Annotated in this window: 28 protein-coding genes; all 28 read left to right on the top strand. The window is 57.0% G+C overall.

All coding sequences use genetic code 11. The features are described 5' to 3' along the window. Positions 1-103 precede the first annotated feature (103 nt). The 28 genes from H9X81_RS10780 (at position 104) to H9X81_RS10645 (ending at position 18,092) form a co-directional block, all read left to right on the top strand. A complete protein-coding gene (locus H9X81_RS10780; protein WP_204721938.1) occupies positions 104-835 on the top strand; it encodes a rolling circle replication-associated protein in 732 nt (243 codons plus the stop codon). Positions 836-843: 8 nt separating this feature from the next. Further along, the gene (locus H9X81_RS10775) at positions 844-1,254 is read left to right on the top strand and encodes a hypothetical protein (RefSeq protein WP_204721936.1); all 411 of its coding nucleotides are present in this window, start codon (positions 844-846) and stop codon (positions 1,252-1,254) included. Beyond that, a complete protein-coding gene (locus H9X81_RS10770) occupies positions 1,239-1,466 on the top strand; it encodes a hypothetical protein (RefSeq protein ID WP_204721934.1) in 228 nt (75 codons plus the stop codon). The genes H9X81_RS10775 and H9X81_RS10770 overlap by 16 nt, the downstream gene beginning before the upstream one ends. A 22-nt stretch (positions 1,467-1,488) precedes the next feature. Continuing rightward, entirely contained in the window at positions 1,489-1,950 is a 462-nt protein-coding gene (locus H9X81_RS10765) for a hypothetical protein (protein WP_204721932.1), read from the top strand. 129 nt (positions 1,951-2,079) lie between these two features. After that, positions 2,080-2,295 carry a hypothetical protein gene (locus H9X81_RS10760; RefSeq protein WP_204721930.1) on the top strand — a complete coding sequence of 72 codons (216 nt, stop codon included), beginning with the start codon at positions 2,080-2,082 and terminating at the stop codon, positions 2,293-2,295. A 5-nt stretch (positions 2,296-2,300) separates the two neighbouring features. Continuing rightward, the gene (locus H9X81_RS10755) at positions 2,301-2,687 is read left to right on the top strand and encodes a hypothetical protein (RefSeq protein ID WP_204721928.1); all 387 of its coding nucleotides are present in this window, start codon (positions 2,301-2,303) and stop codon (positions 2,685-2,687) included. A gap of 71 nt (positions 2,688-2,758) precedes the next feature. Beyond that, the gene (locus H9X81_RS10750) at positions 2,759-3,367 is read left to right on the top strand and encodes a hypothetical protein (RefSeq protein WP_204721925.1); all 609 of its coding nucleotides are present in this window, start codon (positions 2,759-2,761) and stop codon (positions 3,365-3,367) included. Positions 3,368-3,373: 6 nt separating this feature from the next. Then, entirely contained in the window at positions 3,374-3,967 is a 594-nt protein-coding gene (locus H9X81_RS10745) for a hypothetical protein (protein WP_204721923.1), read from the top strand. Between the two features lie 13 nt (positions 3,968-3,980). Beyond that, positions 3,981-4,220, top strand: coding sequence for a hypothetical protein (locus tag H9X81_RS10740; RefSeq protein WP_204721921.1), 240 nt, complete (start codon positions 3,981-3,983; stop codon positions 4,218-4,220). 4 nt (positions 4,221-4,224) lie between these two features. Then, positions 4,225-4,542, top strand: a complete 318-nt coding sequence (locus tag H9X81_RS10735) for a hypothetical protein (protein WP_204721919.1) — start codon at positions 4,225-4,227, stop codon at positions 4,540-4,542. Beyond that, positions 4,539-5,093 (top strand): hypothetical protein, encoded by a 555-nt coding sequence (locus H9X81_RS10730; protein WP_204721917.1) that lies wholly within the window; start codon positions 4,539-4,541, stop codon positions 5,091-5,093. The genes H9X81_RS10735 and H9X81_RS10730 overlap by 4 nt, the downstream gene beginning before the upstream one ends. Positions 5,094-5,216: 123 nt before the next feature. Beyond that, positions 5,217-5,357 (top strand): hypothetical protein, encoded by a 141-nt coding sequence (locus H9X81_RS10725; RefSeq protein ID WP_204721915.1) that lies wholly within the window; start codon positions 5,217-5,219, stop codon positions 5,355-5,357. Then, positions 5,347-5,982: a DUF6378 domain-containing protein gene (locus tag H9X81_RS10720; RefSeq protein WP_204721912.1), complete on the top strand. Its 636-nt coding sequence runs from the start codon at positions 5,347-5,349 to the stop codon at positions 5,980-5,982. The genes H9X81_RS10725 and H9X81_RS10720 overlap by 11 nt, the downstream gene beginning before the upstream one ends. Before the next feature lie 102 nt (positions 5,983-6,084). Then, entirely contained in the window at positions 6,085-6,651 is a 567-nt protein-coding gene (locus H9X81_RS10715; RefSeq protein ID WP_204721910.1) for a Holliday junction resolvase RecU, read from the top strand. Positions 6,652-6,701: 50 nt separating this feature from the next. Next, positions 6,702-7,157 carry a hypothetical protein gene (locus H9X81_RS10710; protein ID WP_204721908.1) on the top strand — a complete coding sequence of 152 codons (456 nt, stop codon included), beginning with the start codon at positions 6,702-6,704 and terminating at the stop codon, positions 7,155-7,157. 244 nt (positions 7,158-7,401) lie between these two features. Further along, the gene (locus H9X81_RS10705; RefSeq protein WP_345941545.1) at positions 7,402-7,839 is read left to right on the top strand and encodes a terminase small subunit; all 438 of its coding nucleotides are present in this window, start codon (positions 7,402-7,404) and stop codon (positions 7,837-7,839) included. Beyond that, the gene (locus H9X81_RS10700; protein WP_204721906.1) at positions 7,826-9,082 is read left to right on the top strand and encodes a PBSX family phage terminase large subunit; all 1,257 of its coding nucleotides are present in this window, start codon (positions 7,826-7,828) and stop codon (positions 9,080-9,082) included. Before H9X81_RS10705 ends, H9X81_RS10700 begins: the two co-directional genes overlap by 14 nt. Before the next feature lie 11 nt (positions 9,083-9,093). Further along, positions 9,094-10,554 carry a phage portal protein gene (locus H9X81_RS10695; protein ID WP_204721904.1) on the top strand — a complete coding sequence of 487 codons (1,461 nt, stop codon included), beginning with the start codon at positions 9,094-9,096 and terminating at the stop codon, positions 10,552-10,554. Beyond that, a complete protein-coding gene (locus tag H9X81_RS10690) occupies positions 10,541-12,244 on the top strand; it encodes a minor capsid protein (RefSeq protein WP_204721902.1) in 1,704 nt (567 codons plus the stop codon). The genes H9X81_RS10695 and H9X81_RS10690 overlap by 14 nt, the downstream gene beginning before the upstream one ends. A 305-nt stretch (positions 12,245-12,549) precedes the next feature. After that, positions 12,550-12,780 carry a hypothetical protein gene (locus H9X81_RS10685; protein ID WP_204721900.1) on the top strand — a complete coding sequence of 77 codons (231 nt, stop codon included), beginning with the start codon at positions 12,550-12,552 and terminating at the stop codon, positions 12,778-12,780. A gap of 205 nt (positions 12,781-12,985) precedes the next feature. Further along, the gene (locus H9X81_RS10680; protein WP_204721898.1) at positions 12,986-13,624 is read left to right on the top strand and encodes a phage scaffolding protein; all 639 of its coding nucleotides are present in this window, start codon (positions 12,986-12,988) and stop codon (positions 13,622-13,624) included. Positions 13,625-13,649: 25 nt separating this feature from the next. Next, a complete protein-coding gene (locus H9X81_RS10675; RefSeq protein ID WP_204721896.1) occupies positions 13,650-14,861 on the top strand; it encodes a phage coat protein in 1,212 nt (403 codons plus the stop codon). A gap of 17 nt (positions 14,862-14,878) precedes the next feature. Then, positions 14,879-15,226: a phage head-tail connector protein gene (locus H9X81_RS10670; protein WP_204721894.1), complete on the top strand. Its 348-nt coding sequence runs from the start codon at positions 14,879-14,881 to the stop codon at positions 15,224-15,226. Positions 15,227-15,231: 5 nt separating this feature from the next. Next, on the top strand, positions 15,232-15,615 hold the full coding sequence (locus H9X81_RS10665; protein ID WP_204721892.1) for an ABC transporter ATP-binding protein: 384 nt from the start codon (positions 15,232-15,234) through the stop codon (positions 15,613-15,615). Beyond that, on the top strand, positions 15,612-16,142 hold the full coding sequence (locus H9X81_RS10660) for an HK97 gp10 family phage protein (protein WP_204721890.1): 531 nt from the start codon (positions 15,612-15,614) through the stop codon (positions 16,140-16,142). The genes H9X81_RS10665 and H9X81_RS10660 overlap by 4 nt, the downstream gene beginning before the upstream one ends. A 3-nt stretch (positions 16,143-16,145) precedes the next feature. Beyond that, positions 16,146-16,568: a phage tail terminator family protein gene (locus H9X81_RS10655; RefSeq protein WP_204721888.1), complete on the top strand. Its 423-nt coding sequence runs from the start codon at positions 16,146-16,148 to the stop codon at positions 16,566-16,568. Beyond that, a complete protein-coding gene (locus tag H9X81_RS10650; RefSeq protein ID WP_204721886.1) occupies positions 16,565-16,768 on the top strand; it encodes a hypothetical protein in 204 nt (67 codons plus the stop codon). The genes H9X81_RS10655 and H9X81_RS10650 overlap by 4 nt, the downstream gene beginning before the upstream one ends. Positions 16,769-16,772: 4 nt before the next feature. Next, positions 16,773-18,092, top strand: coding sequence for a phage tail sheath family protein (locus H9X81_RS10645; RefSeq protein WP_204721884.1), 1,320 nt, complete (start codon positions 16,773-16,775; stop codon positions 18,090-18,092).

The raw sequence follows: 18,092 nt of genomic DNA, 5'->3' as shown, positions 1-18,092 counted from the left end.
TTATTATACCGCCAAACCGCGAAAAAAGCAAGGCGCCATGCGCCTTTGCAGACTTGGTAAAGCAATTATCTTTTCGACACTGTAATAGCTGAGAGGTTGAAAAATGGCGGGATACATAAAGGCCACCTACCGGGCAGGACCGGTGACGGTGGTGGAGCGATATTACAGTCCCCGGTATGGAGTAAGGGCCGGACGGGGACAGAGGGAAAAGCCAACCCCGGAGAGGGTGGCAGAAGCCAATGAACGCCGGAGTGAGTTCAAACTGTGGCTGACTTTGCTGGAGAACTTCCAGCCGGGGGACCTGCATCTGGTTCTCACTTACCGGAAGGAGAACCGCCCAGCGGACAAGTCCCTTCTCAAAAAGGATATGCAGGCCTTTCTCCGGAAATGCCGGGCAGTTTACAAAAAGCAGGGGAGGGAGCTGCGATACATCTGGGTGTGCGAATACGAGAGCACAGCGCCACACTTCCACATCATTCTGCCACGGATCGACCCTGGACTGCTGCAAGACATCTGGCCCCACGGGAATATCCGCCCGGGCTATCTCTATGCCGAGGGGAACTTCAAGCCTCTGGCGGCGTACCTAATCAAAGAGACCCGGCGGACCTTCCGCCAGAAGCTGGTCAGCGGGCGGCGGTGGAATCCATCAAAGAATCTGAGGAAACCAAAGGTCACCATCGAGGAGACTGGGCGGAGCCGCTGGAGGAAAGACCTGAAAGTCCCCAAGGGATACATGATGCTGGGAGAAGTCCAGAACGGCGTCCATGAGTTATTCGGCACGCCGTACCAGTATTACGAACTACTGCAGATCGTCACCGAGCGCAGAAAGGAGTAGCGGGCGGAATGAAGTTTCAGGAAATAGACCGGCTGGCCCAGAGCGTGGACAAGCTGCCGGACATTGCCAATCTCGGCGACCGGTATGTCTATCACTGCCTGCGGGAGGTGTATGACCGCTTTCACGCCGGGAAGCTGGAGAAAGAGGAAGCCGAAGTAGAACGCCGGAAGCTCTACCAGGCGCACCGGCTCTACCGTGAGCAGGAGGCAGCGCACCTGAAAGCCCATAAGCAGATCCAGGAGGCGATCCGCCAGGCCGGGGAGATGCAGTCCGAGATTTACAAAGGGCTGGGTGCTCTCCCGGCGGAGCAGTTGCTGGGGCTTTGCTGCCGGTGCATCAGCGCCATGACCGGGGAGGACACCCTCACCCGGAAATACAAGAAGGAATATGGGAGGGACAAGCCATGGCCAAACGATTGACCGTAGAGGATTGGCTGAATGTCATTCTCCCGGCGGAAGAAAAAATCGACACAGTGGTCCGGTACGGCCCGGACATCGTATGCCGGGCGGAAAGTCCCAGCTGGCTCAGCTCTCACGGAGCACTGGGAGTGTTGGAAGCCAGAGTGCTGAGCGTTGAGATCACGAAAGCCAGGATCACGATCCAGGCCAGACCCAAAGGCATCACAGTTTGACCATAGAATGGAGGATATACCAATGACCACAATCAATGAACTGAAAGAAGTAATTCTTGAGATGGAGAAGGCCGCCCATGAGTACGAGCAGGAGGCAAGGGAAGCAGATACCAAGGCCGATGCGGACTTTTGCGAGAAGATAGCGGGAATGTACCGGATCGCCGCTGCCTGCTGCTGGGAAAAGCTCGAGAGCCAGGAAGCCGGGGACGGCTGGTTCCGCCCGGAGAAGGGAGAGCTCCCGCCGGACGGGGAAACAGTGATTGCCATTGTAAGCGGATCGCCCGCAGACGGAACCACTCTCACGGGAAGCTATCAGACCGCCAGCTACTATGGAGAAGATTCTGCCGGATGGGTAGTTGACGAGTGGCCTGAGTGGGAAAATCCCACAGTACATTGCTGGCAGTCAGCGCCGGAAGCCCCGGAGGAAGTCAAGAAGAAAATCCAGGAGATCTGGGATAAGATCGCAGCCGGGGAGCAGGTATGACCGCCCATCGGTACGGCGCCCGCTATGAGGTATGTTCCCGGTGCGGGCGTGAATGGAATGTGAGCCTGTGGGCGCCGGTGGGGGAGTACCTCTGCCCGGTGTGCGCAGAGCAGAAGAGGAGGGAGCGGAATGCTTTACGGGATCGCAACCATCGGCGGTGCGGAAACCGCCGTAAAGGTCCATCTGATGGACGATAAAGAGGACTGCAGCCGGCTGATCCGGCCCAGCCAGTGGAATTTCTTCCGGGGGTGTTTTGCCCACATCGGGATAGACCCTGCCACCGTGATGGTGGTAAACAAAGAGGAATATGACAGGGTAGCGGGCAGCCGCACCCGGAAAGGATAAAAGCCATGATCAAGAAGAATCTGCGGCATCTTCATGCCATTGTGACCAAGCAGACATACTGGCGCCTGATGCATTGGGCAGAGGCTGTGGGTCTGCCTGAAAAGGAAATCGGTCGGATCATCGACCGGCTGGTCCGGGAAAAGGCGCTCAGGGAGAGCACCAGCCGCCGGTTTGAAGAGGAACGCCAGAGCACCTGGCGGATCTGGCCCCAGGAGAAGCCAGAAGAAGATGGCGAGTACATTGTGCAGATTGAAGGGGCGGCCCAGGCAACGACACTTTGGTACCAAAGAGAGGCCCAGGAATGGTACGAAGAATGGTACGAACTGAGTGGGCGGTATGAGGAGCGGGAGGCGTACCGCATTACAAAGTGGCAGCCTCTCCCGGAGGTGTGAATGAGATGGGAAAGCGCACCAAAATCACGCCGGAGCTGGTACAGCAGGTCCGGGAACTTCGTGCCAGCGGAATGCCTATCAAGGAAATCCAGAAGCAGGCAGGAGTGGCCTACAACACAGTGGTGAAATTGACCAATGAAATGGAGAATGTTCGGAGAGCTGCGCCCAGGCTGTCTGCCGAGCGAGTTGAAACCATCCGGCGGCTCTATGAAGAAGGGAAACCATATATGCAGATCCGGCTGGAGACCGGTGCATCATATCAGGCGATCCAGCGATGCACAAAGGACCTTCCCAGAAGGAAAAAAGGAAATCATCAGAGTAATGACCTTCCAGCAGAGAAAATTGAGGAGATCCGGGAACTGCGCAGATCCGGGCTTTTGATCAGAGAGGCAGCAGCAGTGGCGGGCGTAACTGTTTATATGGTCCGAAAGTATACCCAGGATATCATCACCACTGAAGACAAGCTCCAGCAGACTGGTCAGCCCGGTACTCTTTGCAGACATAAGGAAACATGTCGGCATTGGAGGCCTCTCAGCGGATTGGGTGGTGGAATCAGCGCCTGCCACTATCCCATTGACCGGGACGAGCTGCGTCCCTGGCCCGCAGATCAGTGCCCGGGCTTTCCTGGCCCCAAAACAGGGCCGAACCCAACCCCAATGAGGATAAAGCGGAAGGAGTGAAACGCGGTGAAAAGATGCGCAGAACCCATGTGGGAGCAGCTGTCTTTGTTTGCGCCGGCACAGGAGTCGCCTATGAAGTTCCCGGATCTCCGCATGGTGGGAGACACCGTTGGGCGGTTGGTGCTGGCTGAATGCGAGGAGGCCATGGTCACCAAGGTGGAGAGTCTGCCGAACCACCCGTTTTACCGGACAAGCAGAGGGATTTGCTACTCCTATGAGGAAGGAGCAGCATCAGTCGATGAACTGCGCCGCCGGGCAGTGGAGCTGCTGCCGCAGTATCAGACGGTGATCCCCAGCGGACTGGAGCGCCGCCTCACGGTCCTGTACCGTCCCTATGACGGGAACGACCCGCCGATGTGGGGGCAGATCGGGATCTACAAGGGAAATATGCTCTTCTGGAAAGATGCTATAACCTATCAATTCCTGGAGCTCTATGATAACCCCAAAAAGCTGGAGGCAGCATATCAGAAGCACCGGAAGGAGCTGCTGGAGGATAGCGGGATTATTACAACCGAGGCGCCGGAACACCCCATGAGCCGCTTGTATTGGAGCCGTCATGGGTTTTATGCCAGCGCTCGGTATGTGCAGTTCAATGGATAGGAGGGAAACAAAGATGAGGACAGACAACTGGCGTCCTGTGACGCCGAAAGAACCGCCGCTTTATGAGCCGGTGATCCTGTGCCGGATCAGGGACGGGAAACTGGTCAGTGAAGCCGGCACCCGGGAACGTGACGGCTGGTGGAAGGTTTATGGAACTCGGGTCAAGAAGATCCTGTGCTGGCAGCCGATGCCTACGCCGCCGGATCTGACCGAATGGGACGAGTGGATGGAAGCCCAGGGACAGGAGGAATAAACCTATGATGAGCAAAGCAGAACTGGAAGTCCTGGCTAAAAAGTACGCAGTCAAGGCAGATAAAGCCTACCAGAACTACCAGGAAACCGGGATTTCCCGGTATAGCCGAGAGTACCATAACGCCGAGGAACTCTTCTATGCGTTTCAGGCGGCAGCCAACGCCGCAGAGGAGCATGCAGCCCTTCTTGGAATGCAGATGGTAATGCATAATCTTGCGGGTCGTGCCCAGAAAGCAGATACCGAAGAAGCGGCCAGGGCCGTGCTGGAAGAGCTGGTATCGCATGCAAGAATGATGGGACTGGCCCAGGAGGAGAAAATATGAATCTGAAAAAGATAGCGGGTATGTGCAAGTCCGCCGGGAGTTTCCATGTGACGAATGTTGTGAATGATGGCGGAGAGGTGACCGACCAGTGGGTGATCCTGGGACCCGCAGCCTATCGGGTGGACAATATGGGGCTCACCGCCAATATGCTGGCACGGTTCGCCGGCATCAAGGGCGACCAGCTGGACAGCTATTTTCTCCAGGACGAGAGCCGGGAGGAGGCAGACTGGATGCGGGACTTTCCCAAACAGCGCAAGGATATGGAAGCCACCCGGGCAACTCTGGGCCTGATTATTGGTGGCAGAGAGATCCGGCTCTACCGGGTATATGGGGCAGAGGATATCCTGCCCATTGATACGGACTATCTGGCACCGCTGGAGAGCAAGGACTATTTTGTCCGGGAGATGGAAGGAAAGCCGGTGCTGGCAGTCAAAGAGGGTATGTATATTGCGGCAGTGATCGCCCCGTATGACGCCTTTGGCGAAAAAGATGGTGTGCCGCTTCCGGGCCTGAAAACTGCCTTGGTCGAAGTCACAGGAATCTGGAGGTGATGAGGGGTGAAGCGCAAGCGTTTTGAAAAGCTCCTGATGGGGATGGGATTCAGCCGGAATGAGGTAAAAGCACTTACCAGAATTATGATTGCCCGGTTTCACCAACCGAGAAAGGGGATAGCTATGACAAAGTACGAATGCGGACTGACCGAGGGGAAAGTGGAAATGGGCGAGACCTGCCCGTTTGACAACCTGAACGAAACCACTATCAAGGACTGCAAAGACTGTCCCCATGTCTGGGAGGTGGAGCGAGATGGCGAATGAGGAGCTGATCCAGGCCCTGGATCGCCTGAAGGTGCAGACCGGGAGCCTGGCCTGCCTGGGCTGTGGGTATGAGCACAACTGCACCACAAAGGGCTGCCGGATTCTGCGGGAGGCAGTGGAACAGCTGAGCGCTCCTGCTATCAGAACCCGGGCAGAGATCCTGGAAGCTGCCGGGAAGTGTGTTGCTGGTGACAGAGATGAAGAGTATGGTGAGCCGGAGGACAGCTTTGATCTCATAGCCCAGCTGTGGGAGCCCTACATCAGGGCGGTCTGCGTATCATCTGGGGCAAATGTAGGAATCCGGGAACAAGATGTGGCGATCCTGATGGCACTGCTTAAAATCGCCCGGGCAGCCGTGAACGATAAGCCGGATAATTTTGTGGACTTAGCGGGCTATGCGGCCTGTGCCGGAGAAGCAGCACAGAGCGCCCGACCAATGCCGCCGATTGGGAAGTGCAAGGAGTGCGTGTACTGGGACGAAGATGATTCACAAGGATTTGAGAGACTTGGCGATTATATGTGCATTTGCCGCAAATGGTCAGACCATGAAAATGGAATGCGCAAATATACTGGTGAGGGGGATTGTTGCAAATCTTTCAAACGAAAGAAGAAGGAGCTGTCATAAGAGAGAAATGAATAGGTGGGCAATAACAAACAGAAGTCGCAATCATTTTCGTGAGGCCACGAAAATGGTCAATTATATCGAATGAAAGAAGGAGGAGAACCAGTGCTGACCTTTACCGAGGAGGAATTTGAGAAATACCAGACCCGTATAGCGGGTGAGAAACGGGAAGCCCAGCTCCGGCGCAGCTACCAGGGAGCGGTGAGCCGAGCCCAGGGCGCTCAGTTTGAGCAGGCCATCGCCGGTGCCTGCGATCTCTACCGGGAAAAGGGTATGGCGGACATCGAAAAGACGCCGGAGCCCATGCGCCCCATCAAAAGGTTGGAGGGAGGGCGCTTTGTGGCGATCTTTGAAAAGCAGGCCCAGCCGGACTACAAAGGGACCCTTGCTGGCGGTCAGGCGGTTATGTTTGAAGCAAAGTCCACAGCCACCGATCGGATCACCCAGGACCGGGTCACGGAAGATCAGGCAGAGCGCCTGACCCGGTGCGCCAAACTGGGAGGCATGGCATTTGTCCTTTGTGGATTTGCGAGCGGGCAGGTATATAAACTGCCCTGGAGCATCTGGGAGAATATGCAGCAGCACTTCGGGGTCAAGTACATCACAGAGGAATCGGCAGCGCCTTACCGGTGCCGCCTGACCGCCCGGGGAGAGCCTCTCTTTTTGGAGTAGAAAGGAAACAGATCCTGCAGTGATTTATGACATGACGGAGGGAGAGTACAGTGGAAGAATCAATTGCACAGCCCATGACAAAGGAGCGCCTGATGCGTTACCGCTCCCTTCGCATGGAGAACGAGAATCAGTTGGAACGCCTGGCCCGTATGAAGAGTGGAGAGCAGTTTCCGGAAATGCGGGAGGGAGACGGCTCTCAGCACGCAGGCGCCGGGGATAGATTGACCGGTGCGGTGCTTCGCCGCATGGAGTATGAGGAGCGAATCCGTCCCCTGATCGAAGCAAACCTCCGAGAGATGGAGAAGATCGAGGAAGCCATCAGCCAGATCCAGGACCCAATGGAGCGGGAAGTGCTTCGGCTGCGGTACATCGACGGAGCCTGCTGGAAACCCATGCCCTGGGGCGAAGTGGCCCTCCAGATCTACGGTGATAATGACGACAAGTGCCTGAGAGCTACCTACCGGCTGCACAATCTGGCACTTGACAGCTTAAAAAAAGTGGGCTGAAAACTTCATTTTTTCTGTGGTTCACTCTCCGAGTTTTTGGTATACAAGATTTTCTCTGAAAGTTTGTCAGTCTTTGTCAGTCAATGTCAGCTAATGTCATTGAAAGTCAGTCTTTTTGCATGATACACTTAAATCATCGGGCAAAGGCGGAAAGCCGCCGAACCGAGAATAAGCCACCTGGAAGGAGAGCCAGGTGGCTTTTCTTATGCCATAGTGCCGGGAATCGGGAAAGGAGGCGGTCTGTGTGGCAAAACTGAGCGCAAGACAGGAGCTTTTCTGTCTGGAATATATCAGGGACGGAAACGCTGCACAGGCGGCCATCCGTGCGGGGTATTCGCCCAAGCAGGCCAACAGCACAGGTGCAAGGCTGTATGCAAATGTACGCATCCGCGCGCGTATAGACGAGCTGATGGCCGACCTGCAGCAGGAGAAGATCGCCGACGCCGAGGAGGTGCTCCGGTATCTCACCAGTGTGATCCGAGGCGAAGCCACCGAGGAAGTAGCAGTTGGGACCCCAATCGGCACCGAGATTATCACCAAGCATATCGGCGGCCGGGAACAGGTCAAAGCGGCAGAACTGCTGGCCAAGCGCTATGGTCTGCTGACCGAGAATGTGAAGCTCACCGGTGGCCTGCCGGTTCAAATCGTAGATGATATAGAGGAGGGCGATGGTGACGGTTAAGCTGTCAAAGATCATCGCTCCCACTTTTGCCGGTGTCCATCGGGATATTAAGCAGCACCGGCACACCCACTACTGGCTCAAGGGCGGTCGAGGATCGACCAAGTCCTCCTTCATCTCGGTGGAGATTCCGCTTGGCATGATGCGGGACGCCGGGAAGGGCCAGTACACCAATGCCATCGTCCTGCGGCGGTACGGTGTGACCCTGCGGGAATCGGTGTTTGAGCAGATCGGCTGGGCTATCAACGCCCTGGGTGTGGCGGAGCTCTGGAAATCCAGCGTTTCCCCCATGTCCTGGACCTACCTGCCCACCGGCCAGCGGATCATCTTCCGGGGCGCCGACGATCCCACCAAGGTCAAGTCCATCAAATTTGCGGTGGGCTGGGCGAAATACCTCTGGTATGAGGAAGTCAATGAGTTCGAGGGGGCGGAGAAGATCCGCTCCATCAATCAGTCAGTGCTGCGTGGCGGCGCTGATTTTTTTGCATTCTACTCCTTTAACCCGCCCAAGGCGGCCCGGAACTGGGTCAATCAGTATGCTGCCATCGAGCGGGAGGACACCCTGGTGCATCACTCCACCTATCTGACTGTTCCGCCGGAATGGCTGGGAGAGCAGTTCATCGTGGAGGCGGAGCACCTCAAGGCCGTGAAGCCGGAGGCCTACCGCCATGAATACCTGGGTGAAGTCACCGGCACCGGCGGCGAAGTGTTTGACAATGTCACTCTGCGGAGGATCACCGATGAGGAGATCAGCCGCTTTGACAACCTGCGCCGGGGCATTGACTGGGGCTATGCGGCGGACCCGTTTGCCTACAATGTGTGCCACTACGACAAGACCCGCCGCCGGCTGTATCTCTTCCGGGAGATCCACAAGGTCAGACTGTCCAACCGGGCAGCAGCCGGTCTCATCAAGCCGGAGGCCGGCAATTCCCGGATCACCTGTGATAGCGCCGAGCCCAAGAGCATTGACGAGGTCAGAGGTTATGGCCTGCGGGTGGTAGGAGCCCGGAAAGGGCCGGACAGTGTGGAGTATGGCATCAAGTGGCTGCAGGATCTGGAGGAGATCATCATTGACCCGGCCCGGTGTCCGGAAACCGCCCGGGAGTTCTCCGGCTATGAGCTGGAGCGGGACCGGGAGGGCATTTTCAAAGCCGGGTACCCGGATAAGGACAACCATCATATCGATGCGGTGCGGTACGCCTGCGAGGACGATATGAAGCGTCCGTCCATCGGAATCATGAAGTAGAGGGGAAAAGTATGGAACTGACACGAAGTGAAGAAATCCGGCTGATGATCGAGGGCGGCGCCGGGTCTGTTATGACACTGCCTGAGATCATCGCCGCTGAGATCAATGATTTTCTCATCTCGCCGCAGTATGACATCATGAAGCAGGCAGATGACTATTATCGCAACCGCTCGGATGTGCAGCGCAAGGAGAACAAATACAAGAATCGCAGCAACACCAAGATCGAGCACCCGATCCTCAAAAAGCTGGTGGATCAGAAGGCAAACTATCTGCTCTCCAAGCCTTTTTCGGTGGAGAGTGAGAACAAAGCCTATGCTGACGCCCTGACCGAGATGTTCGACGGGCGCTTCCGCCAGAAGATCAAGAGCCTGGGCAAGGGAGCAGTCAAGTCGGGAATCGCCTGGCTGGCGCCTTACTTTGAGGACAGCACCCTCAAATGGATGCGGCTGCCCAGCACCGAGGTGATCCCCCTGTGGAGGGACGCCGAGCACACCGAGCTGGACGCCTATATCCGCATCTATCCCCAGGTAGTGTATAGCGGGCGGAACAAAAAGACCATCACCCGGGTGGAATACTGGGACCGACAGGGAGTACGGAAGTACAAGACCACCTATCCGATTCCAAGCCTTTCCACCCTGGAGCCGGACTATGACAGCGACCCGGGCACCAATGAGTTCCCTCACTTCACAGTGAATGGCCAGCCGTACAACTGGGACGCGGTTCCCATTGTGTGGACAAAGTACAACGAGGAAGAATTGCCCCTGTGTTACTTCATTAAGGAGCTGATCGACGATGTGAACTGGCAGACCTCGGTGACCGCCGATGTGCTGCGTGATATCGCCAAGTTCATCTTTATCCTGAAAAACTACGGCGGCCAGGACATTGATCAGTTCACCCGGGAGCTCTACGAAGCACTGGCCATCCAGGTGGAGGGGGACGGCGGCGTGGAAAAGCTGGAGCCGACCCTCAACATTGATGCGGTTATGGCCTTCCTGGATAAGAACCGCCGGGATCTGTTTGACTACGGCAGCGGTGTGGATACCAAGGACCCGGATCTGGGCAATGCCAGCGGCACGGCCATCAACTTCCGGTATATGGACCTGGATACCGACTGCGCTGCCCTGGGAGCTGAGCTGCAGGGGACCTTTGAGCAGATGAAGGTGTTCATCGACGCCGCCCTGGCTCTGACTGGGAAGGGCGATTTCACCGGGGACTCCTTCCATGTGACCTTCAATGCCGATCTGCCGGTCAATGAGGCGGATATCATTGCAAATATCCGGGGCAGTGACGGTATTATCAGCCGGTATACCCAGCTGGCCAATCACCCGTGGGTGGACAATGTGGAGGAGGAACTCCAGCGGATCCAGGACGAAAAGACCCGGGAGATGGAGGAGTTCGGGGCGCAGATGTTCGCCGAGGACTTCACTGCGGCCGGTCAGCAGCAGGGCGGTGGTGTAAATGGCACCGAGTAAGGACTACTGGATTCGGCGGGCCGAGGAACTGGAAAAGCGGGCCGCTGAACAGGGGGGGACCCTGATCCGGCAGGCGCTCCGCCATTACAAGAGGGCGGCACAGGAGATCAGCAGTCAGATTGAGGAGTTCTACGGACGCTACGCCTCGGAGCAGGGACTTTCCTATGCCGAGGCAGTGAAAGTGCTGCGCGGATCTGAAGCCAAGGCCTGGACCAAGACCCTGGGGGCCTATGTGGATGAGATCAATGCTTTGCCGGATGGGGCCCTCAAGGACCGTCTCAAGGCAGAGCTGGATGCCCGGGCATACAGCAGCCGGATCACCCGCCTGGACGCCCTGAAAGCCCAGGTGGATATGGAGGTAGACCGCCTGATGATCGACCTGGAGGACGGAATGGGGGAAGGCTTCGGGGATCTCTATACCGACAGCTATTACCGCAAGATGTTCGATATCCAGCAGCACGCCGGAAAGATGTTCGACTTTGCACATCTCAACCGTGAACTGGTGGAACAGACACTGTCCTATCCGTGGAGCGGCGCTGATTTTTCCTCCCGACTGTGGGAGAACAAAAGGGCGCTGCTTTTCCATCTCCGGGAGATCATGACCCAGGGGGCGATCCAGGGAAAAGGAGTCGCTGCCCTGTCCAAGGAGCTGTCCGATAAGCTGGGTCAGAGCTACAAGACGGCGGAACGGCTGATCCGTACCGAAGCGAATCACTTCCACAACGCTGCTGATGTAGCCGCCTACAAGGCCGCCGGCGTCCGGCAGTATGAGTTCATCGCCACCCTGGACAACCGGACCAGTGCAGTCTGTGCCGGTCTGGATGGAAAGGTCTTTGATATCGGAGATGCGCAGACAGGCGTCAACTATCCGCCCATGCACCCCAACTGCCGCTCCACCACTGTGGAATATGACCCGGACGAGTGGAAGGACTGGGAGACCATCGGGCAGCCCATGCCGGAGCGCATGACCTATGCCCAGTGGGCAGCAGAACAGGGCATCGAAACGCCCGAAGTATTGAAAGACAATACTGAAAATGGTAGAATCAAGCTGAAAATGGAGTTCACTCCCGCAAATTCTGCCCGGGAAGCAAAGGAATACGCTCTGTCTGTTCTGCATCTGGACAATGTGGATTATGATCGCTTTGATCTTGATGTAGCGAACTCTGTTAATCGGGAAATCACCGCATATTATGATGTGTTTGGGGATCTTCATGAGCAGGGCGTCCTGAGAAGTGTGATGTACTATCCCAAAGAACAAAATTTCTACGCAGCTTACCAACCCAGTTCCGGGATTGTGTATATGCGGGAAGTGAGGGAGAAGGATTCTCTGGAAAAGATGCTGAAAACTGCACAGGAGAATTTCGCGGCAGGATTCTGGAGCACGGATCAAACTGAACACGCAATTCGGCATGAGTTGGGGCATGCAGTTCAAATGCTTTTTACAAAAAATAATGCGGCTAAGCAAAAACAAATTGCAGCGCTGAGAAATGAACTTGAGAAAGTATGCGGTATCACGCAGTGGAGTTTGAATGACAGCGCTGAAAACATGAAAAAGGCCGGACAATATCTGTCCTATTATGCGCTGCGCGATGATTGGGAGTTTATTGCCGAAGCGGTAGCAGAGTATATGGGAGGCAGCCCTCGGGAAACTGCCCGGAAGGTCATGGATATCTTGCTCAGAAAGGACTGATAAATTATGCTTTTGGGTATTGAAGATATAAGGTTTATGAGTAAATATCTTAATGAAACGAGGGAAGGCACTTATCGATTAAAGCATCAAGATATTCCTGGTGACGATTTGGAGCGTTTGCGAAAGTTGGATGACCTGAATGTACTATGCTATGGAAGGCATCTGATTGAGGATTTTGAATCGGAGACGTGATCCAGCAATAATGCCGTCCGGAAAGGGAATAGGCGCATATCTTAACAACCTTTCGCCTTGGAAAGACCAACAGATTCCAGATGGCGTAATTGAAAGCGAGGTGGAAGAAGTCGATGAGTAAACTGACACTGGAGGAATCCCGGAAACTGCCGGAAGATCAGAAGACGGAACGCTATAAGGAGCTTTCGCCGCATGATATGTTTCTCTGGAGGATCAGTGATCCCGGAAATCCAAGGGTGATTTCCCGCAGAGCTCTGACCAAGGAAGAAGAGGAAAAAGAGGCAGAGGTCAACAGACAGTTTGAGCAGCTTCTTCAGGAAAAGTTCGGAGATAGCGGGGGTTGACAGTGATGGATCTGGAAGAAGATTCTGAATAAAATAAACCGGCACCGGCCCAATGGGTACGGTGCTTTTTTATACCCATTTCTGGTGATAAGGCGCCCGGTCGGGCGCTTTTTCATATACCGGGGCTGCCTGTCCCCGCAAAACAGGCCAAGGCAAAGCGTGTGGAAGTCACGGAAAACACAGCCGGAAAGAAAGGAGCAAAACCATGCTGGAAAAAATCAAGGAGCTGCTGGGTGAGGAACTCGCCGGGCAGGTGGAAGCTGCCCTCAAGGGCAAAGGCAAGGACGGCAGGGACATCGATTTGGTGATCGGCAATGACGGCAGCTATGTTCCCGCTGAAAAAGTGGAAACGGAGCGGCAGGCCCGCACCAGTGCGGAAACCGCCCTCAAGAATGCGGCAGCAGCCCTCAAGGGAGTGGGCGGCAGCGGTGATCCGGCAAAGATCGCCGACGATGTGGCAGCGGCCCAGCAGAAGATCTCCACCCTGGAGGCGAACTACAAGGCCGAGCTGAACACCATCCGCCGCACCTCCGCCCTCAAGGTGGAGCTCACCGGCAAGGCCCACGACCCGGAGGACATCATCAAGCTGCTGGATCTTGGGAAGATCGAGCTGGACGATGCAGGCAACCTCAAAACCTCCATTGACGAGCTGGTAAAGCCCATCAGGGAACAGAAACCCTATCTGTTTATGGAGGAAAAGCCGGCTGCAACCAGTGGAACCCCCACCATCAAGGGAGCCAAGCCCGCAGATCCCGGAAACGGGGGCGAGATGAAGCCCGACCTCAGCAAAATGACCTATTCGGAGTTCGCTGCCTATGTGGCGGAGCATCCGGATGCAATCTAAGTAACTAAGAAAAGGAGACAAGATTATGGCAGAGTACACCCAGTCGAAATTCGACAGCAAGTCGTTTAACCCTGTGGCGTTCGGCGCCTATGTGGAACGGATCCCGACCACCAAGCGCAACGAGCTGATCAAGTCCCGGGCGCTCCGGGGCAATCAGCAGATCAAGGCGGCATTTTCCAGCCAGACCGGCACCGCCTTCGCCACCATTCCCATGACCGGACGGATCGGCGGCACCCCGCTCAACTACGACGGCCAGACCGACATTACCGCCCAGAAAACCACCACCTTTGAGCGCGGCGTTGTGGTGGTAGGCCGTGCCCAGTCCTGGACCGAGCTGGACTTCTCCAGCGATATTACCGGCGGCACCGACTTCATGGGCAATGTGGCCCAGCAGGTCGCCGAATACTGGGACGGTGTGGATCAGGACACCCTGCTTTCGATCCTCAAGGGCATTTTCTCGATGACCGGCGCCGAGAACCTCAAGTTTGTAAACGGCCACACCTATGACATCACCCTGGCCACCGGCAAGGACAGCGACGGTCACGCTCTCAATATGGCGGGCAGCACCACCCTGAACAGTGCCATCCAGAAGGCCTGCGGCGACAACAAGGCCAAGTTCACCCTGGTCGTGATGCACTCCACCGTTGCCACCAACCTGGAGAACCTGAACCTCCTGGCCTACCTCAAGCAGACTGACGAGAGCGGCGTACAGCGTGACCTGGGCCTCGGTACCTGGAACGGCCGTATCGTCCTGATTGATGACAGTATGCCTGCCACCGAGGGCTATTACCCCGCCACAGCCGAGGAACCCGGTGCCCTGCTGGTCAAGGATTCCGGCGCTTCGGACGGTCAGATCAACAAGAGCGATGTCACTCCGTACTTCGGCACCGGCAGCGTCACAGCGGAGAACTATGTGGTGCCGGGTGTGCAGTACATCACCTATGTGCTGGGCGATGGTGCCTTTGACTATGAGAACATCGGCGCCAAGGTGCCCTATGAGATGAGCCGCGATCCCAAAACCAACGGCGGTCAGGACACCCTGTACAGCCGCCAGCGCAAGGTGTTTGCGCCCTATGGCATCAGCTACACCCGCAGCTCCCAGGCAACGCTGTCTCCCACTGCGGCAGAGCTGGAGAAGGGAGCAAACTGGACCCTGGTCCACAACGGCGCGTCCTCTTCCAAGGAGTACATCGACCACAAGGCGATCCCGATTGCCCGCATCATTTCCAGAGGCTGAGAGAGGGGGAGATCCGCTTGCTCGATCAACTCAAGCTGCTGCTGGGCATCTCCGGGGAGGAGCAGGACGCCGTCCTCACCTTTGTGCTGGACGCGGTCACCGACCTGGTGCTCTCCTACTGCAACCTCGACGAGATCCCGCCCCGGCTGGAAAGTGTGGTTGTGCGTATGGCGGCAGACCAGGTCCGCAGCGAGGGCTATGGGCAGGCTGCCGCTCCCCGGACCGCCCAGTCGGTGACCCGTGGTGATGTGACCGTCAGCTACGGCAGCAATGCCAGTGCTGCGGCGGAGATCACCGGCGCCGGGAAATCCCTGCTGGATGATTACCGGTCGCAGCTGAATGCGTTCCGAAAGGTGAGGTGGTGACTGGTATGTTTGGCAATCCATACGCTGAAAGAATGGCTCTGGAGGCCACCTATGAGGACACGGCGGTCATTTCCCGCCCGCAGCCTGTGAAGGGTGATGACGGCTTTACCAGACCCCAGCCCAGCCCCGTATACTCGGGGATCATCTGCGCCCTGTCCAGCGGCAGCGACAGCAGCCGCCAGACCGACGCTCAGCAGAACCTCCGGTATGACCGCAAGCTGTTTGTCCAGCCGGACAAGGAAGTCCGTCCCGGCGATACAGTGACTGTTTCCCGGTTCGGGCGCTTTCTTGACCCCAGTCCATCGGTGCAGAAGTTTGAGGCGGTGGGAGAGCCGCTGCTCTACCCGACCCACCGGGAGGTATTCCTCAAGGCGGTGGATCTGGCATGAGCATGGAAGTCAGCGGTCTCCGGCAGCTCCGGGACAACCTGGAGCGCCTGGGGGACAAGGCCCCGGAGGTCATGGAGGAGATCCTGATCGGTGAGGGTGTCTATGCCGTGGGGCAGGCCCGGAAGATCGTCACAAACGCCGGAGTGGTCAACACCGGCGCATACCGGTACAACTTCCACACCGGAACCAAAACCCGCCCGGCCTATTCCTCCGCCAGGATGCACGATGGCAGCAAACCCCGGAAACAGGGAAAGACCTGGATTATTGATGTCTACAATAACCTCGACTATGCCAGCTTTCTGGAGATGGGCTTCCGCTCCCACTTTGTCCCCGGACACTGGGAGGGGAAAACCTTTGTCTATGAGCCGGGCTTTCCCGGGGGAATGTATGTGGGGCCGTATGGCGGCTATGTGGAGGGGATCTGGACCCTCCGGACAGCCATGCGCCGCACTGAAATGACTCAGAAATCCCGTATCCAGCGGAAATTTGAGCGATACATCAAGGAAGAACTGGAGAAAGGACTGTAAACCATGACCGTGAACGAGATTATGAGCGCACTGGCGCTCCGGCTGGGGGAGCTTTTCCCCGAACGGGCGGTCTACTATACCCAGATCCCCAGGGAAGCCGACGGAAACCACTATATCCGCTGTACCGATCAGAGCCACACCAAAAAGCTCGGGCGCCGGCGGGAGCGGGCGTACAGCTTCGAGGTGCTCTACTTCTGCCGGGAGGGGGACGCACTGGTGTTTGGCGACTGGGCGGAGACTCTCTATTCGGAGCTGGAGACCCTGACGGTGAACGGGCAGGTGGTACATATCACCGGCGCCCAGGCGGAGCCCGGGGACGATATGGTGTTCCATTTCGTCTTTGATATGACCCTTTCGGGGCTGCTGGACCCGCCTGCCGGGGAACCGATGGAGGACCTGGAGATGAGGGAAGGACTGAAAGAATGACAGCAAAAAACAAACGGGCCGCAAAGCCCGCCGGAAAGGGGCCCGCCGTTCAGACGGAGCCCTCTTTTTATCGGGAGCAGCTGACCGCTGCCCTGAAAGTACACCCGGACATCATACGGGCGCTGCTGGAAGAAGGCAGGCTCTACACGGTGTCCGAGGCAGAAGAAGCTATCAACCGATACATGACCAGAAAGGTGTGATTTTATGCCTATTGGAGGCGGCACATTTACACTCCAGAACAAGGTGCTCCCCGGCGTATACATGAACTTTGTATCCGCAAGCGGCGGCGTTTCTGCGGGCTCCCGGGGCATCGCCTCGATCCCGGCGGAGCTGGGCTGGGGTGCCGAGGACACCATCATCAAGATGGACTCCGGCGACTTTAACCGACAGGCGGTGACGGTGTTCGGCTACGATGCCACAGCGCCGGAACTGCTGCTGATCCGGGAGGCATTCAAGCGGGCAAAAACCCTGCTTGTCTACCGGGTGGACGGCGGCGGCTCCAAGGCCGCCAAGGAGATCGGCGGTATCACCGTGACTGCCAGGTACAGCGGCACCCGGGGCAATGCCCTCAAGGTGGCGGTACTGGAAAATACAGACGGGAGTTTCGATGTGGTGACCTATCTGGATACCACTGAGATGGACCGTCAGACAGTGACCGAGGCCGCCGGGCTGACTGCCAATGACTTTGTCATCTTTGGTGGGGAAGGCTCTCTTTCGGCGGCGGTAGCCACTGCCCTGGAGGGCGGCACCAACGGTACAGCGAACGGCGCAGCCTACACCAAGTACCTCTCCGCCGTGGAGGTGGAGCAGTTCAATACCCTTTGTTACCCCGGCACTGACAGCGAGACCAAGGGCCTGTTTGTGGCCTTTGTGAAGCGCCTGCGGGACGATGAGGGCAAGAAGATCACCTGTGTGCTGACCGGGCAGAAGGCCGATTATGAGGGCATCATCAATGTGAAGAACGGTGTGGTGCTGGAGAGCGGCGAAACCCTGCCGCCGGAAAAGGCGGTGGCCTGGGTCTGCGGCGCTACGGCGGCAGCGGAGATCAACGAGAGCCTGACCAATGCTGTCTACGACGGCGCGGTGGATGTGAGCGAGAAGTACACCAAGAGCCAGTACGAGGCAGCCATCAAGGCCGGCGAGTTTGTGTTCTACGCTGAGAACCAGCAGGCCCGTGTCCTCACCGACATCAACAGCCTGACCACCTTCGCCGGCGGCAAGACCTCGGACTTTACCTCCAACCGGCTGATCCGTGTACTGGACGGCTGGGCCAATGATGTGGCGCGGATCTTCGGCGCATCCTATCTCGGCCTTGCCACCAACAACGACACCGGACGCCAGCTGTTCAAGGCCGATCTGGTGAGCCTGGGGAATCAGTACCAGGACATCGGCGCCATCAGCGACTTTGAGAGTGCCGACATCGAAATCGACCAGGGCGCTGGAAAGCGCGATGTGGCGGTTGCCAGCGCGCTGAAGCCCAATGACAGCATGGAAAAGCTCTACATGACGGTCCATGTGGCATAA

Source organism: Hydrogenoanaerobacterium saccharovorans (assembly GCF_016901815.1).
In the GTDB taxonomy this organism is placed as follows: Bacteria; Bacillota; Clostridia; order Oscillospirales; family Ruminococcaceae; genus Avimicrobium; species Avimicrobium caecorum.
Note: the sequence above shows the minus strand (reverse complement) of the source record. Positions and strands in the feature narration are given on the sequence as shown.